Consider the following 25,766-nt stretch of genomic DNA (forward strand, 5'->3'; position numbering starts at 1 on the left):
TAGATCTCACTTTGAGAATTATTTAGATAACTCAGCGACAACCGCTTGGCTAATCACGGCCTGAGGTTTAAAAGGCGGCTGCCATTGCAACAATGCCATGGTGGGCGAAATATCAATCCGAAGATCACCACAGAGTCGGTCAATCGCTGCTTTTTTACCAAACATTCTGCCGAGACCGTGCAGCAATGCCGGAGGGAATGGGATCAACCAGGCCTTTTTTCCGCCTGCCGTCGCAATCATCGCCATCAAATCTGCAGTGGATAAATCATGATTATCACTCGCCAGAAAAACCTGATTTGCAGCCGCAGGGTGTTCGATACAACGCTCAATCAGGCTGATTAGATTGGGCAATGCTAACAAGCTACGACTATTGTTGACGGCTTTGAATGGCAGCGGAATTTGTTTTTGCATCAATCGGATCAGCTGTTGAAAATTCGCTTTGACACCTTCACCATAAATAAGCGGCGGACGGATGATGACGACCTCCATCTCAGTTTCTCTACTTATCTGTAGCAACCCCTGCTCCGCTTCATATTTTGATTGTGCGTAAGGATCTGCAGGGTTCGGCGTCTGGTCAGAGCGAAAGGGCACCCCGGCTAAGTTGGCTTCCCCCATGACTTTGATCGAACTCAAAAATATAAAACGGCGGACTCCTGCTGTAGCTGCCTGTCGCGCCAGATTTAATGTCACCTGCGTATTCATTAACCTGAATTCAGCCAGCGGGTCTGCCGCGTTATCCTGCATCATATGGACTCGCGCGGCCGTGTGGATCACGACGTCTTTACTGTGTAAAACCGCCGATAAATCGGTACTAGCAGATAATTCTGTCTGCACATGCTGCGCCTGCTGGAATCCGCTTTGACGCCGGCTCAGCGTTGTCAGATTTATATGACCACTCCGCAACAGATGTTCGCACAATGCGGAGCCAACAAATCCGTGAGCGCCTGTAACCACCACAGAAAGCTGCTTAGCCATGACTATCTGCTCCGGCGATCAGTTGCTGATAAAGACTCATATAGGTCTGACCAATTTGTGCCTCGCCAAATCGCTGTTCTGCCAATTCACGTCCGGCACGGCCAAACTGAAGCCGCATTTGCGGATTATCAATGAGCTGTCCTATCGCTGTAGCCAGTGCCTGTGCATCCTTTACCGGCACCAACAAACCAGTGACATCCGGTATAATGACATGACGGCACCCCGCCACGTCCGAGGTCACGACCGGTCGGCCACATGCCGCTGCTTCAATCAACACTTTGGGCAAACCTTCTCTGTACGAAGGCAATACGATCACATGACACTGTCGAAACAGCGCTGCCATATCATCGCAAAAGCCAACAACCTGAACGCTGCCTTGCTGTTTAATCACAGCTAACTCTTCGCTACTCAGTGATGCCGGATTATCGGGATCTATATCGCCTGCAAGTACAAACTCAACATTAGGCACATCCTTGAGTTGCTGCGCCGCAAGCAGAAACTCTTGCACTCCTTTATCACGCAGTAACCGGGCAGCGAAGATGACTCGCACTTTGCCGACAGGCTCCGGGACAACATGAAAATGCTCTAAATCCACCCCGGCGCCATGAACAACAACAGTACGTTGGGGTTTGACAATCCCGGACTGGCAAAACGAATCCCTGTCTGAGTCATTTTCAAATAACACCCGAATGTTACGATGGCCAAATACGTAGGTATAAAGCGCAGAAATGACTCTCTTCAGACCTAAAGTATTTCCTTGCTGATTAATAAACACATATCCCAAACCCGTGACCGCTGACAGGACCGCTCTTACCCCGGTCAGGCGTGCTGCGATACCGCCATAAATCACTGGTTTGATTGTGATCAGGTGGACTAAATCCGGTTTTACCTGTCGAAACAACCGAATCACGGCCCACAAACTTTTAAGTTCCCGCCAAACATTAGTTCCGCTGCGGCTCATCGGGATCTCATGATGGATCAGTCCGGCGGCATGGATCTTTGCCACGTCAGGTCCCGCCATCGTTGCAACATGCACCTGATAGCCAGCAGCTTTAGCCGTTACCGCAATACCCAGCCAGTGAGACAGAAAAAATTTCGGGATATTGACGACGATTAACACTTTCTTCATTTAAAACCCTGATACATCCCGATAAATAGCCAAATAACCCGCACTGACTGCTGAAATTGAGAAACGTTCGATCACGCGTTGGCGCCCTGCCTCGCCGCGGTTATGCAGCTGAGCAGTATCCATTTCACTGTGACGCAGGATAGCATCAGCCATCGCATCAATATCTTCCGGGCTGACAAAAGTAACACAATCGCCACCCAGTTCTGCGCAATCTCCGACCTGAGTAGCAACGCAAGGCAAGCCGGCTAACATGGCTTCCCCCAATGCCACCGGAAATGCTTCACTGCGTGAAGGCATACAAAACATATCGAATTCAGTCAGCAGCACCGGTATGTCATCTCTCTCGCCAAGCAACAGCACACGGTCACGAATCCCAGCTTGTTCCAACAAATCGATTAATTCGCTATTAAATTGATCACAGCCGCGCCCTGCGAAGACAAATCTGACGGCTTTATGCTGCAGACACTTGGCTGCGGCAGCTACCAGTAAATCCTGGCCTTTGTCTGGATGAAACCGACCAACACAGCCCACCACAAACTCGTCACGCTGCACACCCAACTGCTGCAGAATTGGTCTGAGTTGTCCTATGGCACGCACGGGCGTGTCGATATTAAACCCGTTAGGGAGCACCAACATTTTTTCCGCGCAATAACCGTAGCTGAGATGATTTTGCCGCGCCGCCTCTGCAACACAAATAATACGAGCCGGAATAGAGTGTGAAAGCCAAGCGCAGCATTGCATCACCCACTTGGTCAAAGGGCGCCCAATAGGCACCTTTGTGCAGTGAATGCCCCAGATAACATGTCGGTTTCCGGAAAAATATGCAGCCAGACCGCCTAACAAATCTGCGTGATACATCCATGTTTGCACCACATCCGGACGGATAATACGCAATAAACGAATCAATCGATAAAGCGCGACAGGAAAAGCCCATTTGCCCTGCATGTTCAGTGCATAAACCTGAAATCCGAGCTGTTGTAACTGTGCGCCAATTTTACCGAGCCCCAGCAACGAAATCACAACGATGTTTGCACGGTTGTCCGCTTGTATCTCAAGCATCCGCTTTAACATCATTTCAGCGCCACCGATATCCAGATCAGTGCTGATATGACAAGTGACAGGCCCAGACTGTGCGGATTTAAGTAGCGAATTCAATGGAACCGTCCAGCGGAATTTTGGCCGGATTGGTCCTGTAACCATTGCTGAAATATCAAAATATTCCACAACTGAAAATGCCAGTCCGCCACGTTTTGCTGATGTTGTTGCCACATTTTTTCGACCAGGCCTGCATTCAGATAGCCTTGCTGCTGCAATATTTCACCATCCAATAGCGATGCAGCCCAAGTCTTTAAAGGGCCTCGCAGCCAGGCGGCCAGCGGCACACCAAAGCCTTTCTTTGGACGTTCAATCAATGACCGCGGCACATATTGATCAAGGATCCGCCGCAAACACCATTTTGTTTGACCTTCTCTGAATTTCCATTCCAAAGGCAACTGCTGTGCAAATCTGACAATTCGATGATCCAGCAACGGGATCCGGCTCTCCAATGATACCGCCATCGATGCCCGGTCTACTTTTGTCAGGATATCATCGGGCAGGTAGGTCTTTGCATCGACAGTCATTAACGAATCGGTCGTGGCCGACAATGCAGCAAATTCGGAAAACTGCGAACCAACACCTTTCGTCTGAAGCACTAAATTATGTGGAAAGGTGATATGTGACAGCATGTTAGCGTAGTAGTGCACAAAAGAACTGCTCTGACATGCCTGCGCCAGTTTTGCCAACCGATGGCCAGGATTGGCTCCTTCAGGTTTAATACCAACAGCATGGCAGATCTGGTTGATCTGGAATGGCGATAGCAACTGACAACTGTGGGCCAGTAATGAACGACCTAAGCCCGGTAACTGTTGGATACGCTGCCAACTGTTTAAACAATGCTGATAACGACTGTAACCCGCAAAGAGTTCATCACCCGCATCGCCGGATAATGCAACTGTGACTTGTTGCCGGGCCAACGCGCTAACCAGATAGGTCGGGATTTGCGAGGAGTCGGCGAATGGCTCGTCGTAAATGTGCGCCAGTTTAGGCACGACACTCAGGGTATCTGCATCGGACACATACAATTCAGTATGCTCAGTGCCTAGGTGAGCCGAAACCTGAGCTGCATAAGGCGCTTCGTCAAATGACTGTTCGGAAAAGCCGATGGTAAAAGTTTTCACCGCGCTACTGCTCTGTGCCTGCATCACCGCCACGATTAATGATGAGTCCACTCCCCCAGACAAAAAAGCACCGACCGGCACATCCGACATCATCTGATCTTGTACTGACTGCTGAATGAGCTGATGCAAGTGACCGATAATCTTCTGCTCCGTCCCTTGCTCAGTCACACGATTATATTCCGCTGGATCCTGTTGTTGCTGCAGCTCCCAGTACGGAGCAGAGACTGCATCTGCTTGAAGACCAGTCTTCAGACACAAAAAATGGCCGGCTTCGAGCTTCTTGATCCCCTGATAAATAGAATGCGGGGCCGGCACATAGCTATATTGCATAAACAACGCTAATGCCTCTCGATCAATACTGCCATTAAACGACGGATGACAACGTAATGCTTTTAGCTCAGAACCAAACAGAAAAACGCCATTGTTCCAGCCATAGTAGAGTGGCTTTTCCCCGAGGCGATCACGGACCAGTGTCAATTCCCCAGCTTCTGCATCCCAAACCGCGATACTAAACATCCCAACGAGTCGATGGATTGTCGGCAACACTCCCCAATAGTCGAAACAGGCTAACAAAGTTTCGGTATCAGAATGACCGCGCCAATTCACGACCACTCCAGTGGTAGCAAGCTCGGCCCGTAACAGTTGATGGTTATAAATTTCACCATTAAATGCGATGACATAGCGTTGACTTACGGACGTCATCGGCTGATGTCCTGCCGGTGACAGATCTACAATTGCCAGCCGGCGGTGTGAAAAACCAACCTGGTGCAACGCATCAAACCAGATGCCGTGATCATCCGGCCCACGATGGACTATGGTTTGGCCCATCTGCAGCAAACTTTCGTGGGCACCGGGTTCTGTTTGGTTTCCTCCGAGAAAACCAGCAAATCCACACATAAAAAACTCTACTCCACCTTAACCGAGCCTTTTGGCACAATCCGAGATCAAAACACTTAGTTGCGGCTGTTAAATAACACCGTCTGAAAAAGTCGTTCCCATTTTTCTACAATCGCATCGAGACCATATTTCTGGTGCACCACTTCAGCCGCCAACTGCCCCATTGCCTGTCGATATGGAGGTGTTGCCATAAACTTTTCCAACGCAACAATCAGTTCTGCTTGATTGTTTAACGGCACTAACGCGGCGATCCGCCCTTGCTCAGTGATCTCAGCCGGGCCACTTGGGCAGTCGTAGACAACTGAAGGTAACCCCAGACCTAAAGCTTCGAGCAGCGCATTCGGGAAGCCTTCAAAGCGTGAGGTCATTACGAAAATATCAGCATTTGCCATCTCAACCCATGGCTGCCGGGTATCGCCATGCATTAAAATCCGCGAACGATACGCATTATTTTCAATCAACGCTTCCAATGCGACTCTTTGCGGTCCGTCGCCAAAAATACTCAAATCCCATTCAGGGTAGCGACCTGCAAGCTCGGTAAAAGCGCGAACTAAATGCTCAGTTTGTTTACCTTCAGTTAAACGCCCCAGGCTGATGATTGTTGAGCGGGAACCGGCAGCTTTCTTTTGTAGCTGCGGCAGCGGAAAAGGCAATGGATTTGGCATCACACTGACCTGATCAACATGATTAAACAGCCGGTTGACTTTCGCAGCCACAGCTTCTGTCTGTACTGTCAATAACGCTGCATATTGATACAAATGACGGCACATAAACCGCCAAATCCATGATTGAGGATAGTGTTCCGGATCTGTTCTTTCACTGACAATCACCGGTAACTTCAAGCCAATAGTCGCCAAGATCGCCATAACATTGGCGCTGGGTAAAAAAGACACCACGATATCAGGTTGCTGCTTTGCTAATATTTGCCGCAATTTATAAAGCCTGGGCAATGATCTTCGGCTACGCCCGAACAAGCCTGACTGCGGGTCAGCTAAGTATGAAAGCTGGACTGCAGGGTCCAGTTTAAAATAACTTGGTTCAGTGCCTGAGTATGTGGCGATCAATGAAACATGATGGCCACGTTGGGCCCAGGCATTACACAAAGTGGTTGCCACGCGCTCTGCGCCACCGAACTGCAGTGAGCTGACCAAAAACGTGATCTTCATTTATCTTACCCAATAAATCCATTGCACAATTGAAAACGCCAGAAAAATAAGGATAACCAAGGGTCTCTCTACAGTCCCAAATCGAAACAACGCGACAAATATGAAGGGAAGCGCAGCGGATAGGAATCGCAGTCCATACACCGAAAATGCCGTACAGAAAACAAATACTGACAAAAATGTGACTGCAATCGCATTCGAGTAATCTCGGAAAAACTCACGCCTTTGAAAATAGGCCATACCGAGCAAAAACACCCAGATCGACGCATATGACCATGTCGATGCATCAACGTCGTAGTTTACCCGCCGGTCACCAAAAAACTCAAGTATCCAGACACGTAATGGCCCTACGGCGATAGCAACGATCGCTCCGGTTATGACCAATAAGGTACAAGAGACGATATTCTGAAAATTATATTTCTCAGACCACTTAATCACAAAATGGACAACAAACACGATAAAACAGAATAAAAATGAAGCGGTATGAATAAAAAAAGCGGCGCAGACGAAAATGAGTGCCAATGTCCTGATCCGAGTATTAAATGCTAATAGCAACAACACCATCGCCGCCGCCATTCGCAACTGAGAACAGGCCAGATCGATAAAAATAGGGTTGATAATCAGGGGAACCGCCGCTAATCCCACGCGAACAGCGACAAAATAGCTATATGACAACGCGATAAGGAACGTAACTCCGCCGAAAATCTCGTCCAGAGACAGCCCTACGGATACATTTAACCAACGAACGCCTTTGTTCCAAAGTTGTTCATTAAAAAGGAAAAAGAAAAATGTCTCTTTATTAAACTCGATATCGTAATCGGGCTTTCCTTGGAAAATAAAATAATAAACATGCCGATCTTCGAATTGATTACCAAAAACCGATTCCCAATTGACCGTGATGAAAAAAATGGCAAACAGCAACGAGACCATTAAAGCCATAATTTTATTTTCAAAGCTATTGTATTTCACGTCGGACATTACAGTTAATCTATTCCAATTCAGATTCGTCAAAGCTTGATAACACAAACAAAAATAATACACCCATCAAGCAATGACATTTAAAACATCTATGCAGTCGTATGATAATCAAATCTGATGTGCAGTCACCTTCAAAAAGCAGTCAATTCACCACCTTCGATCAGTTTTTTACAGGCTTAAACACATCGCATGCAAATCTATAAACGATACCCCTAGCGTTTGAGAAAAATACGCCAAAAAGCAGTGAACAAAAGAACATGCCTGTCACAAACAGTATTATCTGAATTCTCGAAAATCCACTCACGTCAATGAAGAACCACATCACGAAAACGACAAAACAGCATGTTATAGGCCATAAAATATCAGCGAAAACTGATTTAATGAAAAATCTCTTGCCAAACTTACTGTACAAATGTGGCTGTGCCACTATAAAAAACAAAATATTTAATGTGAGCCAACTATAGATGATGCCATCTGCCGAAAACCATTCACCAGCAACATATAAAACCGGTAGATAGATGACCAACGCGACTGCTGATAACTTCATACGGGCGTCGAAATCACCTGTTGCAAAGCAAATGCTATAAGACAGGTAATTCAACGCAAAAAACAAAGAGCCAAACAGATACAGTGGCGCAAATTGGCCAGCCTGAGCAGAGATGGCAGGATCCCCGGTCCAGGCCCAGAGCAATTCCTGACTCCATAATACGCCCACAGTACAGCAAGCACCGAGGACTAACGAGACGAATAACGAACCGGTACGAAACAGTTGAATAGCGGAATCTTGCTGCTGCTCTGCCAGTAATCGTGCCATACGCGGACCAATTGCATAAATAAGCGGAGCTGACAATAACACTAGTACCGATGCGGCAGTCACGACGATGCTGTACGCTGCAAATTCACTGAGTGAAGAAACTCCCAGTACAAAGAATTTATCCGCTTGCGTCAGCACTGCCCAAATAAAAGCGGTTGCACCAATTGCTGCTGAGCTTCTTAACGCAATACCGACAGTATTGAATCCGATGCCCTGAAATCGTTCACCAGGTAAATAATCAACATGACGTGCCACTTTAAAAAACAAAAACACCAGTTCCAGTAAATTCGCAAAGAGCTGAAAAAGGAAGTACGCCACGATGCCGCCCTGAATAAACCATAGAAACGGCAGGACAGCAACAACACGGATCGTTGAGAATAAAATGTTAAACCAGGATACCCATTCTATTTTTTCAGCACCGAATAAAATGGCGCGATAAAAAGTCTGCAACCAACGCAAAGCGACAATAATGACCATGAGGACAATAGCCTGTATCGCGACTTGCGGGTCGACCGATTCGATATCTAACCAAGAGTTCATGATCCATGAGCTGCCGCTTATGCCGCTGAGCAGTAATAACGCCGCGATACTGCAGAATATCACTTCAACACTGTTTAGCGAGGCTAAATAATCCTTTCTTGATTCTTTGCCAGCCATATACAAGGTGGTGTTTCGCGAAACCGTGGCTGACACGCCAATATCTAATACTGTAATGATGGTCTGGAGTTGCAGAAAAAATGCGATCAGTCCATATGCCGTCTGACCAAGCAGCGTGAGATACAGTGGAATCGTCAATACAGCCAATGCGGCCATATACACCTGACTGCCCGTATTAAGAACAATTTTCTTTAATGTCGACAAGTGATGTTCCCTGAGCGTCAAAACCAGCTGGCGACCGACCGTATCTAAGCATCAACAAAGACGACTCGCCACAAATAACATGATGGCTGTCAGCCGTTCGCCCGCACGACATCACGATCAAACACGCAATAAATTACGAAGCATCGAGTGCTATTGTCGGCAGCGAGCCCGAGCTGTGATGACCAACGCAGCGGACATTTGACGCTTATAAATTTAGCCTGCTGAAGAAAACATCGTCAGGCTGCAATTACGGGCCCGAATCTACACTATCCTGCCGGCGTACCAAGTGTTGCCGTATTGGCTGATAGCTGACTCAAAAGCGGATATGATCCAATCAGCTCCGCTTTTGGCATCAGTATCTTAACGATACGAAATCACAACCGCAGATCTGACTGCTCCCGTGGCAGTACGTACTTCAAGTCATACAACACATGCAGAGGTTTTCCTAAAGCGCGGATCCCCTCGGCACCTAAGGCTCTAAATTGCTTATGAGCAACTGCCAATACAATCGCATCGTAATAACCTGCGACCGGAGTCTGTACAGGCGTCAGGCCATATTCGTGTTGTGCTTCTGCGTGATCAATCCACGGATCAAACACGTCTGCCTGCATGCCGTATTCTTTCAGTTCGGCCAGAATATCCACCACTTTTGTATTGCGAATATCTGGACAATTTTCTTTAAAAGTCAGGCCCAATACCAAGACTTTGGCCCCTGACACCGGCATCTGCTGCTTAATCATCTGCTTCACCAGCTGCGACACGACATACTTGCCCATACCGTCATTGATACGACGACCAGCCAGAATGACTTCAGGATGATAACCAAGGGCCTGCGCTTTGTGAGTCAGATAATACGGATCTACACCAATGCAGTGGCCACCAACCAAACCTGGCCGGAACGGCAGAAAATTCCATTTCGTCCCCGCGGCTAATAAGACTTCTTCTGTGTCTATGCCCATCCGGTTGAAGATCACTGCGAGTTCATTTATCAACGCGATATTCAAGTCACGTTGCGTGTTTTCGATGACTTTAGCCGCTTCGGCGACTTTAATGCCAGAGGCCAAATAGGTACCCGCGGTAATAATGCTGGCGTACACCGCGTCGACAAACTTAGCAATTTCAGCAGTCGAGCCAGATGTCACTTTGCGGATATTGGTTACCCGATGCTCTTTATCACCCGGGTTGATCCGTTCCGGGCTGTAACCGGCAAAAAAATCTTGATTGAATTTCAGGCCTGAGATGCGCTCGATGACAGGAATACAGTCTTCCTCAGTCGCGCCAGGATAGACAGTCGATTCATAAACAACGATATCGCCAGCTTTGATTACTTTCCCTAACGTCTCTGACGCTTTAATCAGTGGTGTCAGGTCCGGTTGGCGGTGTTGGTCGATCGGCGTTGGCACTGTCACAATGTAAAAGTTCGCGGCGCGTAAAGCTTCAATATCTGCGCTATAGGTCAGTTGACTGGCTTCACTCAGCTCTTGCGGTGATACTTCCAATGTATGATCTTCGCCACTTTGTAATTCAGCGATCCGCGCTTTGTTGATATCGAAGCCTAGCGTGGGATATTTTTTGCCAAATTCAACTGCCAGTGGCAAACCAACATAACCAAGACCGATAATAGCGATTTTGACTTGTGCTAACTGATGCATTGCAATTCCTTCTTCATAGCTGCTTTTGCTGCTTTTTCAAACAACGCAGGTATGCAATCATTGATAAAAATAGCATGACCCCAAACATTGATAACAACACCACTGCTGAACGTCTGGGTTTAAACTTTTCTTCAGGCAAAAAAGCAGGATCGACCACTTTGAGTGCGTACTCCTCTCTGATGTTTGCCAACATCAAAGTTTTAGTCTGGTCTTCAATCAGTTGAACCAACGCACTCCGTAACTCAGTAATTTGTGTTTGAGCTAATTGTTCATTCAAATAACGCAAACTATTTTCTGATTCCTGAATATCTCTGGTTCTAATCTCAGCGTTAACGGCTTTCACCAAATCCTGTACCCATTGCTGCGCAAGCTTCGGTGACAGGTATTCAAGGCTGATTTTAACTATGCCGGTCGTTTTATCTTTGTTCAATTCAATCAATTCGGACAGAACTTCTGCGGCTTCAGTAAGACTAGGTTCGGGTTTTCGCGGTGGTGGAACATCACGTAACCAAGTTTTGGTCGCGGCATCATAGATATCCTCATCCAACACCAATTGATCAGTCGTCATATTCCAGTTTTTTGTTGCCATCAAAGGTAAGACCAATTGATTTTTTTGGATAAACGCAGCCAAAAACGCCTTAGACTTTAACAGCTCAATCGCCAGATCAGTTTTATCGATAGCACCAGCTGCAGATAAATTTACGCCGGCCAACGACGCAAGCCCACCCAACTGACTACCCAATCCACCTAAACCAGCTTTTTTCTCCGTCGCAGGCGCTAATACAGACGTGGTCCGATAGATATTAGGCATTTGTAGCGCAAACCAGGATGACACGGCAGCTGTCAGGATAAGTATGCAGGCAACAGATTTTTTATACTGCCACAGCTGCGCAAATATCTCTGAAAACCCGAGCGGAGACGCCGGAGCGTCAACCGTTGCATTATCTTTCACTACCACTATGACGCCTTTAATTCGTTGTATTGTTGATTGCTGCCAGAGCAACAATGCTTTGAGAAATAATTGTTGTAACTTTTGACCACAATGACAATCGAGTTGTGTAATCCGTATCTAACGGCACAACAATAGTGTCACCTGCCTGTAAGGCATTGTCAGAAACGGCGAACCAAGATGATTGATTCGGTACAAATACCGAACCATCTGCTCTAATGACATATACGCGTTCATCGTCAGCACGTTTTCTGAAACCGCCGGCCAGCTGTAGATAGTCATCAACCGTCATGCCGTTTTTAAACCTGTGACTAGATGCGTGCTGTACCTCTCCGACTACAGCAACAGTGGTTTGATGATATGGCACATAGAGCTCGTCACCTTCTTCGACTAACAAATCAAAATCGGGATTCGCTCGTAACACTTGATCTACGTCGATAACCAATCGGCCAATAGGTTTAGCTTTCTCAATTTCCGCAATCATCATAATGGCGTCTTCAGGTTTTGTTTGCATGCCATCAGATTCCGCGCTTAAGTTCTTTGCGGCAATATCAGAGCGCAATTGCTGCATTAACTTACTGAGCTGCATACTTTCCTGCTCGCGAATTTGTTTACGCGTAAATACAGTACCTTGCGGGAAAGCATCCTTGGTTAGTCCACCGGCTCGCGCCAGCACTTGCGACAACTTTTCGCCACGCTGAATACTGTATTTTCCCGGGAACTTGACTTGCCCGGTTAGAGTGACAGACTTCTCCGTCCCCCAATCTGGCACAGCAAAAACCATCAAGCGATCGCGGCTTTTTAATGGCATTGCAGTTGTGCCCTGCAATACATCAACAAGATTCACGGCATGATGCTGGATCGTCATACCTGACTGATTTTCGCTCTGACTGACTGAACGGGTTAATTCTGCGCGTTCAAGATAAGCATTGTCGGTTAAGCCTCCGGCTGCAATCAACAGGCCCGCGACGCCTGCATTTTCAGTGAGCGGATACTCACCGGGAAGTTTTACCTCGCCATCCACAGAAACAATTTTGCTGGCTGCGTTAAACCGGGCCTGCTGCCGCAATTTCTCCAATAATGGATACAGCAATTCTGTTCTGGTCAGATGGCCTGACAGCTTTAACAACTCTGGATCTGAATAAACATTATTCAAAAATTCAGTGATCTGTGCTTTTAAATACGCTTTGTGCTGAAAATTCTGCGGAAGCTTAGGCTCTTCCGGTTTGACGCCTGGTCTTGGTTCTTCCACGTCATTTTTTTCAGTCAGCGCAGCAAATGCTTGTGTGGTGATAGCTGAAACATCAACTACAAAAGGTTTGGGTTGTTTGTCGTCAAGCAATGGCTCAGTTTTGGCAAATAACTTCTCTTCCGGATATTGGTCCAGTAATTTTGTATAAAGAAATTTATCTAGTTCAGAGCGCTGAAATGACAGATCACCATGGTGGAAAACCAACACAAGGTCTCTGGCACGTAGCTCAAGATTGTCGCTACTTTCAGGCGAGTTAATCGCTTTGCCTAAGTTAAATTGCAACACACTTAACTGGCCTGCGGCAGAATTTTCACGCACTACCAAAGCAAATTCTAAATCGACAGTCAAATGCAAATCGGACCATAACGAGGTCAGTAGATCATTCACCCGAATACCAGGTGCCCACGCAAATTGGCCTGGACGAACGACTGCACCAGCAACCGTCACCATGTGTTTCACCCGCTTGGACGTCTGACCTATCCGAATGACATCGCCATTACGCGCCAAAGCCTTGCCTTCTGCAGCCTTTGTTAAATCGACATTGAGCAGTTCGCGGATATTCTCATCATTAAATCGCTCTACTACAACCTTACGGGGGAAAGCGCCAGCCTTACTGCCACCAGCCATTTTCACCACGTCAGCAACGGTCTCGTCAGCCAGTACTTCGTAAATAGCGGGTCTTTGTACTTCGCCACTGATCTCTACTGCAGATTTAATTGGCGAAATAAAAACGACGTCGCCATGCTTGAGGAAAACGTCTCTACTGGCATCACCATGCATCAATAATTTGTACAAATCGAAATTCGCAACTTCAACACCGGCACGCTTTACCTTGATTTCGCGAAGCGACCCGATGTCACTGACACCACCGGCCACAAATAGAGCTTGCGTCAGCGTCGACAGGGCTGAAACCGTGTAACTACCCGGAAATTTAGCCTCCCCCACAATCATGACGTTAATGGTGCGGAGTTTACCCATACTCACCGCTACTTCAACGCCCAAATTTTGTTCTTTAATCCGTGCTGCGATTAATTCCTTCGCTTTGACAAAACTCAAACCAGCGACATTAAAAGGAGAAAAACCAGGGATCGATAATGTGCCATCACGGGCAACTTTCACTTTCTCTTCAGCACTTTGTTTACCAAACAACTGAATCAACAGTTCGTCGTCAGCACCAAGCGAATAACTATCAGGTACCGGAACATTACCGATAGGGGCAAAGGTACTGATGGTCGGATCAAACATGTTCATACCAAAACGAATAGGCTTTTTATCCTGTTCGTTCAGTTCTTTCTTTTTAATCTCTTCAAGTTGCTCAGGTGTTTTCAACGGCTCCAGTTGGACCTGGCTGTCTTTTTCACTGGTATCCACTGCATCTGCAGAGGGAGACTGATTCAGTTTGTCTAAATCAAAACCATATTGGCGGGCGATGCGCTGTTGTTCAGATTTCGGCAGTTTCTTTAATTGCTCCAGCATTGCTGGTGAAGGTGTAACAGCTAAAGCACTGATACTAAACACAATAACAGCAAAAAAAAGACATAACCTAGAAACAAACCTTTTCACTCAATTACTCCACTATGTGCCATTTGCTGGTTGCCACTATCAGACCAACGAAAAGCTTAACTATGATCTCTACCAACAGCACGATCGCTATCCGTACTTAAAGAACTTCGCTTATTGCGCTAAATACCAAGGCATCGCAACGTCCAGCCCTTGCCAGATAGTATGGCTCGGTTCAAATCCAAGAATTGTTTTAGCTTTAGATACATCAGCTTGTGAGTGCCTGACGTCACCAGCACGGAATCCCTGATAAACCGGAGCCAATTGATAAGAAGAGCCATTATTAGCCAATGTGTCGCGGATTGCATTGAACAAATCGTTTAAAGTTGTGCGATCACCTACAGCAACATTAAATACTTCTGCTTTTTCCAGCGCAGTTGTAGCCGCTAAAATATTCGCTTGTACCGCATTGGCCACAAAACAAAAATCCCGACTGGTTTCGCCGTCACCATTGATAAGCACCGGCTGCCCACTAATCATTGCCGCAGTCCATTTTGGGATCACCGCCGCATAGGCGCCATTTGGGTCCTGACGCGGCCCAAACACATTGAAGTAACGTAAGCCTATTGCATTAAAACCGTAGCAACGTGAAAAGACATCTGCATACAGTTCATTAACATACTTAGTTACCGCATAAGGTGACAACGGATTGCCGATGTTAGCTTCTACTTTTGGTAAAGCAGGATGATCACCATAAGTTGAACTTGACGCTGCATAAACAAACCCAGTCACTGAAGCTTGGCGTGCTGCCTGCAACATATTCAGAAAGCCACTGATATTGGTCGCGTTAGTGCTCACAGGGTCGTTTATCGAGCGCGGTACTGAACCCAAAGCGGCCTGATGCAACACATAATCTACGCCCTGAACGGCCTGCTCACAGCTGGAGTAATCCCGAATATCCGCCTCAATGAAACGAAAGTTCTGCCACTGTTCTGCAGTAACGAGGTTTTTAACCTCATCCAAATTACGTTGATGGCCGGTAGCAAAGTTATCAAGACCAACGACTTTCTGATTTAGTTTTAACAACTGTTCAAGTAAGTTTGACCCTATAAATCCAGCACACCCTGTCACAAGCCATGTCGCGGGGCTTGCAAGCAAGCTCTGTTTCCGCTGTTCAAATACAGTAGTCATACTTTTCCTGAGATTAGTTTTTATCGGCAAAATGACGCTTGATGCTTTCCACGATACGACCACACGCCAAGCCGTCACCATAAGGATTGTGCGCAAAACTCATACTGTCGTAATAGGCCTGATCGGTCATCAGTTTGTGAACCTCTGACACAATCACCTGCTGGTCAGTTCCAACCAATTTGACTGTTCCGGCTGCCACGGCTTCTGGGCGCTCAGTCGTATCACGCATCACCAGCACTGGTTTGCCCAACGATGGAGCTTCTTCCTGGATGCCACCAGAGTCTGTCAATACCAGATAACTGCGGCTCATCAGATACACAAAAGGCAGATAATCCTGCGGCGCGATCAGGTGTACATTCGGGCTGTTGCTAAGTAAACGGTAGACAGGTTCGCGCACATTTGGATTCAGATGCACCGGATACACGACATCACAATCCGGAAATTGTTCAGCAATAGCTTTGAGCGCAGCGCAGATGTTTTCGAATCCCGCGCCAAAACTTTCACGGCGATGGCCTGTCACCAGGATCAGGCGACGACCATCCTGGCCATATGGGAAATCACTAGCGAACTGCTGACTTAAAGCCTGGTCAGCATCAATTTTGGCGACAACCTGATGCAATGCATCAATCACTGTGTTACCAGTCACTTCGATATTGTCGGCAGCAGTATTTTCACGCAACAAGTTATCGCGTGAGGTTGCAGTTGGTGCAAAATGCAACGTGGTGATGGCGCCGGTTAACCGGCGATTAGCCTCTTCCGGCCATGGGCTGTAGATATTCCCGGTACGTAAACCGGCTTCAACGTGGCCCACTGCTATTTTTTCATAATAACAAGCTAAAGCTGCCGCAAATGTCGTACTGGTATCACCATGCACCAGCACGATGTCGGGCTGGAAATCCCGTAATACCGGTTTGATATTCAACAGGATGCTAGTCGCAACGTCATACAAATCCTGGCCTGCTTTCATAATAGCCAGATCGTATTCTGGTACTATATGAAAAAGCTTAAGTACCTGATCGAGCATTTCCCTGTGTTGCCCTGTCACGCAGACACGGCTATCAATCGATTGATCTTGCTTTAACAAATTGACAAGTGGGGCCATTTTGATGGCTTCAGGACGGGTACCAAAGACACTCAGGACTTTAATCATCTGCGAATTCCATTGCGATCATTATAAAAACGGCGTTTAGCTTAACAAAACTGTGACGAAACGCATAGTGCGGCTTGGTAGTCATCGCAATTTGAAGGGGCATTTAAAGCAGGCGGACAAGCTGATTGTCAGGGGAAACAACCGTTTGTCGTTAATTTTTATGTAAGTTGTACAATAATTCGGCTTCGGCACGCGGCAATTCACATTCCCGCATGACTTCTTCTAATGGCGCACCAAGCTGAACCATTTTCATTGCCCGGCTATAGAGCTTGGATTCAGGGTCAAACATGTCAATTTTTTGTTGCTGCTCAGCGAGTTGCAACTGTGAATCCACGATTTCATCGACTTGTTGATTCAATGCCCTTTGTTGCTGTTCGACTTTAAGCACACGCTGACCGATTCCAATCAGCCCAGATCTGATCTCTTCTAATTCAGCCGACAACAGTTGAAGTTGTTCTTGTGCTAAAGCGAACTGCTGGCTCAACGCGACCTGCTCTTCGTTTTGTCTTTTATGCTGCCACAGCACAAAAACAACCAGCAGCACTGAGGCTGCCGGCACTGTTAACAACACTAGGAGTTCAAACGATAAAGTCACAGGGTGCCCATCAGATACTGGTGATCTCTTCCCACTCTTCATCAGTGAGCAGTTTGTTCAAATCGACCAGAATCAACAGTTCGCCGTCCCGGTTCGAAACGCCCTGAATAAACTTGGCGCTTTCGTCGGTACCCACATTCGGCGCTGTATCGATCTCAGAAGCTCGCAGGTAAACAACCTCAGCCACACTGTCGACCATAATACCGATCACCTGTTTGTCAGCTTCGATAATCACAATTCGGCTGTTTTCAGTGACATCGCTCGGTGGCAAGCCAAAACGGGCCCGCGTATCAATAACGGTAACGACATTACCACGCAGGTTAATAATACCAAGAACGTACATTGGAGCGCCCGGCACTGGCGCGATATCGGTATAACGCAGAACTTCCTGTACTTGCATTACATTAATACCGTAAGTTTCTTCCTGTAACTTAAACGTGACCCATTGCAGTACCTGATCAGTGGTCTCTTTGCCTTTGCCGGACTGTGCCAGTAAATTACTCATTTAACGCTCCTTTACCTGATTCATTCTCAGCGACCTGATTCATTTTCAGTGACCTGATTCATTCTCAGCGTTTAGTCAGAACTTGCTGCACCTTTTGCCAACAGGGCAATCATGGCTTCAACATCTAACAACGCACACATATGTTGTTTAATTAATCCGGCGAGCCAAGGCCGTTTGCCTTCAGATGAACGCCACTTCACATCATCCTGCTCAAGGGAAATGGTGTTCACCAGTTTTTCGCAGGCAAGACCCCAAGAACTCTTTCCAAGCATAATAACATATTGATAGTTTAGCTTTTCTGCCAGTGCATGATCATATTTTTCTGGCATAACCCACATAGCAGTGTTCACGACATTAATCTTTTGATCACGATAGAGCATCACACCCTTATACCAGTCAGGTTTGCCCGGCAGGGTATTTAGCGTTCCAATCTGGTGGATCCCACCGAGTTCCTTTAATGGCAGAGCTACTTTTAATCCAGCTACTTCGAAAAACAGCGCCTGAAACTTGCCACTCCGATAATCCTTCGGTGTCACTACAGGTTTCGCTGGAGGCGGCACAGCGACCTGACGCACAGGCTGTACAATTGCAGGCGCTACTGGCTCCGCAACTTTTGCGACAACAGTTTCTTTAACCGGAGTAGGTTTACTGATCGGCGGTGTAACCACTTCGACCTGAGGTTTGACCTCGGCCAACAGTTTATTTAACTGTTGCTTCTGCACAGCCGCGGTTACTGGTGGCGGCTCCTGTTCTTCAGTCAGCAAAGCATTCAGATAGCTGCGCATCACCTTGCGGCTGGCGAACAGATCACTCATGCGCAGACTCCTGATTTAGCTGTAACAGGTAAGTCAACAGTGTGTTGTAAGCAAATACCCCACGCGATTTCGGTGCATATACCGGTGGTGGTGTTTGGGCCAAGCTGGCATCCCGCATTTTAGTGTCAATCGGGATCACCGCAGACCACACCAAATCACCATATTTAGATTTTAATTCCTTGTACGCTTCGAGCGACGCTTTTGTCCTCTTATCATACATAGTCGGTACTATCGTAAACGCATAACCAGGTTGATTTGGCGACTGCATCAACTGCATTGTGGCAAGCATGCGGTCCAAACCTTTGAGAGCCAAGAACTCTGTCTGCACGGGGATCAAAATCCGATCACAGGCTGCCATCGCATTAACCATCAGAACACCGATCACCGGCGGACAATCGATTAACACATAATCATATTCGTCTTCGACCTTTGCCAGTGCTTTTTTCAGGATCAACCCCATGCCACCTTTATCCCCAAGCGAACGGTCCAAAGTGGCAAGCGCCATAGACGAAGGCAGGATGTCCAGATTGTTTACCCCGCTGGGACACAGCGACTGCATGATCTCTTCTTTAGAGATACTCTTTCCACGGATAAAAATATCGTAAACACTGTTCTCCAATTCTTCGGCATCAATACCGAAGTAATAGGTCAGCGATGCATGCGGATCGGTATCAATTAATAACACTCGGAAACCGCGTTCAGCGAGTAATGCGCCTAGTGTCACAGTCGAGGTGGTTTTGCCAACCCCGCCTTTTTGATTCGCAATGGTCCAGACTACCAATTCAATTATCCCGTTTTTGTTGCGCCGGCGGCGGACTGTCTGCCGCTGACGTAATTTTAATACCACCATGCGGCAAACGGATTACTTTGATTGTTCCGTCTGCAGAGATCTCTGCGGGTTCCATCTGAGATTGCGCTGGGGACGGCAATCCTTCAGGATTCTCCGCGGCCTGCTGCAAAGCACTGACATCTACCGAAGCATCCGACGAACTACTGCCAGAGCCTTTAGCTGACAATTTCGACACTGCAATCACGACTTTACGGTTCTCAATACGGCCTTCGGTCGTTGCATTGTCAGCAAATGGAGCATACTGACCGTAACCTTCCGCAGCCATCCGATCTGGTTTGACGCCAAGAGCCTGTAAACGGCGCAACACAGCCATCGCCCGAGCCATTGACAGCTCCCAGTTAGAATCAAAAATTTCGTTATGAATAGCCTCATTGTCAGTATAGCCACGTACTCTGATCACATTATTGGTCTGATTCAGCACTGTGACGATCTCTTTCAGCACGATATCAGCGGAAGCTATTGGTGAACCACTGCCGCTTGGAAATAACAGTCCGCTGTTTAGCTGGATAGTTAACCAATCTTCATCTGATTCCACTTTAGCAACGCCTTTTTCAATGAGGTTTGCCAAAGACTGTGTGAGTTGTTCTTGTAATGAGACCAGCGGGTTACCAAACTGAGGTTTCTCCAGTACGGGCTGTTCTTTGGCATCCGCGACAATTTCAGGGCCGCTGGCAGATTCCAGCGAAGTACCGAACTGTTGATAATCGCTTTTCGGCTGGTTATCGGTCAGTACCGCGTCTCCGGTGACACCAGTTTGCTTATCCACTGGTTTTTCAAACACCTGCGATAGTGTCTCTGAAATGGTCTTGTATTGCTCTTCTTTATGAATAGCGATCGAATACAGCACTACAAACAACGCAAACATTAACGTGACGTAATCGGCGTATGACACCAACCAGCGATCCAGCGGTTCTTGTTCGTTGTCCTGATGGCGGACCCGATTCCTGTACATTTCAGCTCACCCGGTATGCTGCAAGCTTACGCTCAATCACCCGCGGATTTTCGCCGTTAGCAATCGACACCACACCTTCCACAATTAACTCCTGGTACAGACAGCGTTGTATCACTACCGCTTTTAACTTGTTCGCGATCGGAATAAAAATCAGGTTAGCAAATCCGACACCGTAGATAGTCGCGACAAAAGCAGTCGCAATCCCGCTACCAAGGAGTTCAGGGTTATTGATATTCTGCATGGCTTGGATCAGGCCAAGGACAGCACCGATAATGCCAATAGTCGGGCTGTAGCCGCCCATCGATTCATATATTCTAGCACTGCGTAGTAATCGTTCCCGTTCCAACGTCAGTTCAGTATCCAGAGCATCCTGAATGATTGACGGTTCGATACCATCCACCAACAGATTCAGCGCATTGTGTAAAAATGGATCTGATTCCTGCAGCGCTTCCGCTTCCAATGATAAGAAACCGTTGGTGCGGGCTGCAGTGCCCCAGTTAATCAGTCGCTCGACAGTTGCATTTAATGGTACATACTGAGCCTTAAACACCCAGGCCAGCATCTTGATACCTATAGTAAACTGCGGCAATGGCGTCTGAAACAGTACAGCTCCCAGCGTACCGCCAATGACGATGACCAACGCCGGTAAATCAAACAGTGTACTCAGCGTGCCGCCATGTAACGTAAAACCGCTAGCAATCGCAAACAATCCAAGCGTCAGGCCTAATAGTGCCAGTCTATCCATGACCAACTTCCGAAATCAGCTTCGACGCAACATCAGCCAGACCCACTTCAACATCTGTCAGTCCCGCAGCAGTGACTGCCTGCGGCATACCATATACGACGCTACTGGCTTCATCCTGAGCCCAGATCCGTGAACCGAATTGTTTCAGCAAACGAGAACCATCCCTGCCGTCTGATCCCATCCCAGTTAAAACCACCGCTAAGACCTTGTCTTGAAAAACTTTTGCGGTACTGCCAAAAGTAATATCTACACTGGGCTTAAATGTGATCCGCGGAGAATCGTCTTCTTTGATACGTATTTTACAATGTGTCTCAGAGCCTTCTAACAGCATTTGTTTACCGCCGGGTGCGAGATAAGCCACGCCGGGGCGCAAGACGTCTCCATCTGCAGCTTCTTTGACTTCAATTTTTGCCAATGTGTTTAGGCGTGCAGCAAAAGCGCCGGTAAAAGCAGCCGGCATATGTTGTACTAACAAAATTGGCAGAGGAAAATTCGCAGGCAAGGCCGTTATGATGGTTTGTAGCGCTACCGGTCCACCTGTTGAGGTACCTATCGCCACAATCTTGTATTGTTTGCCGGTAGGCTTGAAAGGCCGATCAAGACTTTCAGACGAGTCTAGTCGATCAACTGTTCGGAGCAATTCGGCTCGACTTGCTGGCGTCCGGGCGATCGGGGCTGCTACCGGTCGGCTGATTGGCGCCGGCGGGGTTACCGCTGGCGTTGCCGGTTTCACCGACAAACGCCGTTTAGCAACAGCTTTTATTCTCTGACGCAGCAAATCAATGGCATCAGCCTTGTCCCGTGCGATATCTTCAAACTTCTTGGGGAGAAAGTCCGTTGCTCCGGCCTCAAGCGCATCCAACGTGGCTTTAGCGCCGTTGTGCGTCAATGATGAAAACATCAGAATTGGAATTCTCTGTGTTTTCAAAATTTCGCGCACAGCCTGGATGCCATCCATCACGGGCATTTCAACATCCATCGTGATCACATCAGGCTTTAATTCCAAAGCTTTTTCAACCGCTTCACGGCCGTTATTTGCGGTGCCAGCGACGACCATCTCCGGATCAGCCGCAATAATTTCAGTCAGACGACGACGAAAAAAGCTTGAATCATCAACCACTAATACTCTGATTGCCATAGAGTTGGCTCCTATGACACTAAGTTATTAAAACGGTCAAATTTGATTTTGGATTTTTTCGCATAGTGCTTTAACAGATTAGGCACATCAAGTATCAGCGCGATACTACCATCCGATGTGATGGTAGCTCCGGCCATGCCTGGAGTCCCCTGTAATAATGCGTCCAACGGTTTGATCACGACCTCTTCCTGTCCGACCAAAGAATCTACAACAAAACCAACTTGTTGCGTACCAATCTGCACGATCACGACATGACCTTGTTCTCGGCGCAATTTTTTATCGGAGCCACGAACCAGCCAGTGTTGTAAATAAAACAGAGGAATTGCTTTGTTCCGAACCACTATCGTTAATTGGCCGTCAACGATATTGGTTTTCGACAGGTCCAAATGAAAGATTTCATTGACTGTAGCCAAAGGCAAAGCAAATGGCTGCTTACCAACGACGACCATCAACGTCGGCAGGATCGCCAGCGTCAGTGGGACTTTAATCTCCAGCAGTGTGCCTTGACCCAGCTTTGAATGGATATGCACGGTACCATTGAGCTGGTTAATTTTGGTTTTCACCACATCCATGCCCACGCCGCGGCCTGAGATGTCAGATATCTGTTCTTTAGTGGAAAAACCAGGCGCGAAAATCAGGTTAAACGCTTCAGTATCTGACATACGGGCAGCTGCATCAGGATCCAGCACTCCACGTTTGATCGCGATAGATTTCAGCTTTTCAGGGTCCATCCCTGCGCCGTCATCCTGAATGGTCAGTAAAATGTGATCGCCTGCCTGTTGAGCCGCTAGTTTTACCAGACCATTCCTAGGTTTACCAGATTTGACCCGAACATCAGGCATTTCAATACCATGGTCCACAGAATTGCGTACTAAGTGCACCAGTGGGTCGGCCAACGCTTCGACCAGGTTTTTATCTAAATCGGTCTCTTCGCCTTCCAGCTCAAGATTGATTTCTTTTTGCAGTGAGCGCGCAAGGTCTCGAACTACGCGTGGAAAACGACCGAATACTTTTTTTATCGGTTGCATCCGAGTTTTCATCACGGCGCCTTGCAAATCGGCGGTGACAACATCAAGATTTGAAATGGCTTTGCTCATTTCCTCATTCTGCGCAACGCTTGACAGACTCACCAGTCGGTTACGCACTAACACCAGCTCGCCGACCATATTCATGATTTGGTCAAGCCGCTTGGTATCGACCCGCACTGTTGTGTCGGCCTGAGCTGCGCCTTTGCTGTCGCCATCACCGCTATCTTTTTCTTTTGCTACGATAGGTGCAGGTGCTGGCGCTGGAGCAGGTGCTGGAGCAGGTCTTGCAGCTTCAGCTTTTACCGGTTCGGCTTTCGCAGGTGTTGCCGAAGCAGCAGGTTGTGCAGCCTGAGGTTTAACTGCAGGTTTTGCTTCAGCAGCAACACCCACCGGGGCTTTGCCTTTGCCGTGCAATTCATCTAGCAACGATTCAAACTCATCATCACTGATATCATCGCCGGCTTTTGCGGCCGCTTTTGCAGGTGTTGGCGCCGCCGCAGGTTTGGCCGGAGCAGTAACAGGTGCTGCAGGGTCGGTCTGCCCGGGGATAAATGAACCCTTGCCGTGTAACTGGTCAAGGATCGCTTCAAATTCATCATCGGTTATGTCTGTATTCGACGACGTTGCGGCAGCTATGACTGGAGCAGCCACCGGTGCTGCGTCGCGCCCAGGAGCGCCACCGCCATGCAGCTCATCGAGCAGTCGTTCAAACTCATCATCATTAATATCATCGACTGAGCCTGAGACAGCTACAGGTTCTGCATCTGTTTCAAACGAAACCGCAGCATCAAAGGATTCGATGCTCATTTCCGGTTCTGCTACCGGGGCCGCATGATGTTCATCCGCGCCTTCAGGCTCGCTGAGGCGATGCAATGCTTCCAGCAATTGCGGCGTTGCAGGCTCCAGTGGCTGGCGTGCCTGCACATTGGCAAACATCTCATTGATCGCATCAAGTGCCTGCAAAATCACATCCATCAATTCGGAAGTGACGCGACGCTTACCTGTGCGTAAAATATCGAAAACGTTTTCTGCACCATGACAGGCATCAACAAGCTCTGTCAGGGACAAGAAACCAGCGCCGCCTTTAACCGTATGAAATCCACGAAATATTGCGTTAAGCAAAGCAGAATCGTCGGGGTTGTTTTCTAGTTCGACCAACTGTTCTGCCAATGCTTCCAGGATCTCGCCGGCTTCGACTAGGAAATCCTGTAAAATATCCTCATCTAAATCAAAGCCCATGCCACCTTACCTCTCTCAGAACCCTAAACTCGATAATAAATCGTCAACATCATCCTGTCCCTGCACTACATCATTCCGGCTGCCGGCATCAATAATCGGCCCTTCGGCTTCATGCCCGGCTTTGGGCTTGCGTACTACAGCAGGTCTGGCGTCAGCAGCGACAGTGACATGTCCAAATGCAGTTAATAATCCGATCAAGCTGTCTTCTACTTCTCGAACCAGTTCTATCACGCGGCGCAGGATCTGCCCGGTTAAGTCCTGAAATCCCTGTGCCATCAGCACTTCGGTCATTGACCCTTGCAATGCGTTAACATTGGTTGTGGATTCATGTAGAAAACTATTTAAACTATGGCATAAGGCTTTGAATTCACCAAGTTTTAGGTTCCTGGTCATCAATTTTTGCCATTCAGGAAGGATTGCATTCAAACTAGTACTCAGCTTGTCCGCAATCGGTAAACAAGTTTCAACTGCGTCCATAGTTTGATTTGCCGCCTGCTCAGTCATGTCGATGACATGCGATAACCGGCGTTTGGCATCAGGAATATCCTCTTCCAGCAAATTACTGATGGAGGGGTCGACCTGAAAGCTTTTGAGAGAATCATGCAGTTGCCGAGTCAGTTTCCCTACTTCGGCGAAGAGCTCAGACGAACCTGGCACCGCAAGTCCCTGAACCAGCTCGTTGGCGGCATCCTGCTCGCCCATCTCCAGCAACTGCACAAGCTCGCGCGCCTGTTGCAGGGTGATTATAGGTGCCGTATATGCAGACATAGCGCCACTCCTGTGTCAGATACGGCTTAACCTAAGCGCTCAAATACTTTTGATAACTTCTCTTGTAATGTTGCTGCAGTAAATGGCTTAACGATATAACCGTTCACTCCGGCCTGAGCAGCAGCAATAATCTGCTCCTTTTTGGCTTCAGCAGTGACCATCAGAACCGGGATATGCTTCAGTCTTGCATCTGCGCGGATAGCCCGCAACAAATCAATCCCTTGCATTCCTGGCATGTTCCAGTCGGTGACGACAAAATCAAAATCACCATTTTGCAGCATAGGCAGAGCCGTGCTGCCATCATCTGCTTCCTGTACGTTCGTGAAGCCTAAATCACGTAACAGGTTTTTAATGATGCGTCTCATAGTAGAAAAATCGTCTACCACGAGAATTTTCATATT

The 25,766-nt window shown here is 47.6% G+C and carries 22 protein-coding genes; all 22 read right to left on the reverse strand.

Going from position 1 to position 25,766, the window contains the following annotated elements; genetic code table 11:
* Positions 1-18: 18 nt before the first annotated feature.
* The gene (locus ACFFJP_RS17670) at positions 19-975 is read right to left on the reverse strand and encodes an NAD-dependent epimerase/dehydratase family protein (RefSeq protein ID WP_377247336.1); all 957 of its coding nucleotides are present in this window, start codon (positions 973-975) and stop codon (positions 19-21) included.
* Positions 968-2,104 (reverse strand): glycosyltransferase family 4 protein, encoded by a 1,137-nt coding sequence (locus ACFFJP_RS17675; RefSeq protein WP_377247339.1) that lies wholly within the window; start codon positions 2,102-2,104, stop codon positions 968-970. The genes ACFFJP_RS17670 and ACFFJP_RS17675 overlap by 8 nt, the downstream gene beginning before the upstream one ends.
* Positions 2,105-3,259 carry a glycosyltransferase gene (locus ACFFJP_RS17680; RefSeq protein ID WP_377247342.1) on the reverse strand — a complete coding sequence of 385 codons (1,155 nt, stop codon included), beginning with the start codon at positions 3,257-3,259 and terminating at the stop codon, positions 2,105-2,107.
* Positions 3,256-5,220 (reverse strand): asparagine synthase (glutamine-hydrolyzing), encoded by a 1,965-nt coding sequence (gene asnB / locus ACFFJP_RS17685; RefSeq protein ID WP_377247345.1) that lies wholly within the window; start codon positions 5,218-5,220, stop codon positions 3,256-3,258. The genes ACFFJP_RS17680 and asnB overlap by 4 nt, the downstream gene beginning before the upstream one ends.
* Before the next feature lie 56 nt (positions 5,221-5,276).
* On the reverse strand, positions 5,277-6,386 hold the full coding sequence (locus ACFFJP_RS17690; protein ID WP_377247348.1) for a glycosyltransferase family 4 protein: 1,110 nt from the start codon (positions 6,384-6,386) through the stop codon (positions 5,277-5,279).
* Positions 6,387-7,361, reverse strand: a complete 975-nt coding sequence (locus ACFFJP_RS17695) for a hypothetical protein (RefSeq protein ID WP_377247351.1) — start codon at positions 7,359-7,361, stop codon at positions 6,387-6,389.
* A 160-nt stretch (positions 7,362-7,521) separates the two neighbouring features.
* Positions 7,522-9,036 carry a lipopolysaccharide biosynthesis protein gene (locus ACFFJP_RS17700; protein ID WP_377247354.1) on the reverse strand — a complete coding sequence of 505 codons (1,515 nt, stop codon included), beginning with the start codon at positions 9,034-9,036 and terminating at the stop codon, positions 7,522-7,524.
* A 374-nt stretch (positions 9,037-9,410) separates the two neighbouring features.
* A complete protein-coding gene (gene tviB / locus ACFFJP_RS17705) occupies positions 9,411-10,688 on the reverse strand; it encodes a Vi polysaccharide biosynthesis UDP-N-acetylglucosamine C-6 dehydrogenase TviB (RefSeq protein ID WP_377247357.1) in 1,278 nt (425 codons plus the stop codon).
* Positions 10,689-10,701: 13 nt separating this feature from the next.
* Positions 10,702-11,646, reverse strand: coding sequence for a Wzz/FepE/Etk N-terminal domain-containing protein (locus tag ACFFJP_RS17710; RefSeq protein ID WP_377247360.1), 945 nt, complete (start codon positions 11,644-11,646; stop codon positions 10,702-10,704).
* 10 nt (positions 11,647-11,656) lie between these two features.
* Complete coding sequence (locus tag ACFFJP_RS17715; RefSeq protein ID WP_377247363.1) at positions 11,657-14,452, reverse strand: SLBB domain-containing protein; 2,796 nt, start codon at positions 14,450-14,452, stop codon at positions 11,657-11,659.
* 111 nt (positions 14,453-14,563) lie between these two features.
* Positions 14,564-15,580: an SDR family oxidoreductase gene (locus ACFFJP_RS17720; RefSeq protein WP_377247366.1), complete on the reverse strand. Its 1,017-nt coding sequence runs from the start codon at positions 15,578-15,580 to the stop codon at positions 14,564-14,566.
* Positions 15,581-15,593: 13 nt separating this feature from the next.
* Positions 15,594-16,730, reverse strand: a complete 1,137-nt coding sequence (wecB, locus tag ACFFJP_RS17725) for a non-hydrolyzing UDP-N-acetylglucosamine 2-epimerase (protein ID WP_377247369.1) — start codon at positions 16,728-16,730, stop codon at positions 15,594-15,596.
* A gap of 151 nt (positions 16,731-16,881) precedes the next feature.
* Positions 16,882-17,325, reverse strand: coding sequence for a DUF2802 domain-containing protein (locus ACFFJP_RS17730; RefSeq protein ID WP_377247372.1), 444 nt, complete (start codon positions 17,323-17,325; stop codon positions 16,882-16,884).
* 10 nt (positions 17,326-17,335) lie between these two features.
* Positions 17,336-17,830 carry a chemotaxis protein CheW gene (locus ACFFJP_RS17735; RefSeq protein WP_377247375.1) on the reverse strand — a complete coding sequence of 165 codons (495 nt, stop codon included), beginning with the start codon at positions 17,828-17,830 and terminating at the stop codon, positions 17,336-17,338.
* A 71-nt stretch (positions 17,831-17,901) separates the two neighbouring features.
* Complete coding sequence (locus ACFFJP_RS17740) at positions 17,902-18,645, reverse strand: chemotaxis protein CheW (protein ID WP_377247378.1); 744 nt, start codon at positions 18,643-18,645, stop codon at positions 17,902-17,904.
* Positions 18,638-19,426, reverse strand: coding sequence for a ParA family protein (locus tag ACFFJP_RS17745; RefSeq protein ID WP_377247381.1), 789 nt, complete (start codon positions 19,424-19,426; stop codon positions 18,638-18,640). Before ACFFJP_RS17745 ends, ACFFJP_RS17740 begins: the two co-directional genes overlap by 8 nt.
* A gap of 1 nt (position 19,427) precedes the next feature.
* The gene (locus ACFFJP_RS17750) at positions 19,428-20,447 is read right to left on the reverse strand and encodes an OmpA family protein (RefSeq protein ID WP_377247384.1); all 1,020 of its coding nucleotides are present in this window, start codon (positions 20,445-20,447) and stop codon (positions 19,428-19,430) included.
* Between the two features lies 1 nt (position 20,448).
* Entirely contained in the window at positions 20,449-21,192 is a 744-nt protein-coding gene (locus ACFFJP_RS17755) for a flagellar motor protein (RefSeq protein ID WP_377247387.1), read from the reverse strand.
* On the reverse strand, positions 21,185-22,330 hold the full coding sequence (locus ACFFJP_RS17760) for a protein-glutamate methylesterase/protein-glutamine glutaminase (RefSeq protein WP_377247390.1): 1,146 nt from the start codon (positions 22,328-22,330) through the stop codon (positions 21,185-21,187). Before ACFFJP_RS17760 ends, ACFFJP_RS17755 begins: the two co-directional genes overlap by 8 nt.
* Positions 22,331-22,341: 11 nt before the next feature.
* Positions 22,342-24,597: a chemotaxis protein CheA gene (locus ACFFJP_RS17765; RefSeq protein ID WP_377247393.1), complete on the reverse strand. Its 2,256-nt coding sequence runs from the start codon at positions 24,595-24,597 to the stop codon at positions 22,342-22,344.
* A gap of 15 nt (positions 24,598-24,612) precedes the next feature.
* Positions 24,613-25,365, reverse strand: coding sequence for a protein phosphatase CheZ (locus ACFFJP_RS17770; protein ID WP_377247396.1), 753 nt, complete (start codon positions 25,363-25,365; stop codon positions 24,613-24,615).
* A 26-nt stretch (positions 25,366-25,391) separates the two neighbouring features.
* Complete coding sequence (gene cheY, locus ACFFJP_RS17775) at positions 25,392-25,763, reverse strand: chemotaxis response regulator CheY (protein ID WP_206099418.1); 372 nt, start codon at positions 25,761-25,763, stop codon at positions 25,392-25,394.
* Between the last annotated feature and the right edge of the window lie 3 nt (positions 25,764-25,766).

Source organism: Rheinheimera tilapiae (genome assembly GCF_042432165.1).
GTDB classification, from domain to species: domain Bacteria; phylum Pseudomonadota; class Gammaproteobacteria; order Enterobacterales; family Alteromonadaceae; genus Pararheinheimera; species Pararheinheimera tilapiae.

Coding starts and splice junctions, on each gene's coding strand:
- ACFFJP_RS17670 (WP_377247336.1), bottom strand. CDS start 975: ATGGCTAAGCAGCTTTCTGTGGTGGTTACAGGCGCTCACGGATTTGTT.
- ACFFJP_RS17675 (WP_377247339.1), bottom strand. CDS start 2,104: ATGAAGAAAGTGTTAATCGTCGTCAATATCCCGAAATTTTTTCTGTCT.
- asnB (WP_377247345.1), bottom strand. CDS start 5,220: ATGTGTGGATTTGCTGGTTTTCTCGGAGGAAACCAAACAGAACCCGGT.
- ACFFJP_RS17690 (WP_377247348.1), bottom strand. CDS start 6,386: ATGAAGATCACGTTTTTGGTCAGCTCACTGCAGTTCGGTGGCGCAGAG.
- ACFFJP_RS17695 (WP_377247351.1), bottom strand. CDS start 7,361: ATGTCCGACGTGAAATACAATAGCTTTGAAAATAAAATTATGGCTTTA.
- tviB (WP_377247357.1), bottom strand. CDS start 10,688: ATGCATCAGTTAGCACAAGTCAAAATCGCTATTATCGGTCTTGGTTAT.
- ACFFJP_RS17720 (WP_377247366.1), bottom strand. CDS start 15,580: ATGACTACTGTATTTGAACAGCGGAAACAGAGCTTGCTTGCAAGCCCC.
- wecB (WP_377247369.1), bottom strand. CDS start 16,730: ATGATTAAAGTCCTGAGTGTCTTTGGTACCCGTCCTGAAGCCATCAAA.
- ACFFJP_RS17735 (WP_377247375.1), bottom strand. CDS start 17,830: ATGAGTAATTTACTGGCACAGTCCGGCAAAGGCAAAGAGACCACTGAT.
- ACFFJP_RS17740 (WP_377247378.1), bottom strand. CDS start 18,645: ATGAGTGATCTGTTCGCCAGCCGCAAGGTGATGCGCAGCTATCTGAAT.
- ACFFJP_RS17750 (WP_377247384.1), bottom strand. CDS start 20,447: ATGTACAGGAATCGGGTCCGCCATCAGGACAACGAACAAGAACCGCTG.
- ACFFJP_RS17755 (WP_377247387.1), bottom strand. CDS start 21,192: ATGGATAGACTGGCACTATTAGGCCTGACGCTTGGATTGTTTGCGATT.
- ACFFJP_RS17760 (WP_377247390.1), bottom strand. CDS start 22,330: ATGGCAATCAGAGTATTAGTGGTTGATGATTCAAGCTTTTTTCGTCGT.
- ACFFJP_RS17765 (WP_377247393.1), bottom strand. CDS start 24,597: ATGGGCTTTGATTTAGATGAGGATATTTTACAGGATTTCCTAGTCGAA.
- ACFFJP_RS17770 (WP_377247396.1), bottom strand. CDS start 25,365: ATGTCTGCATATACGGCACCTATAATCACCCTGCAACAGGCGCGCGAG.
- cheY (WP_206099418.1), bottom strand. CDS start 25,763: ATGAAAATTCTCGTGGTAGACGATTTTTCTACTATGAGACGCATCATT.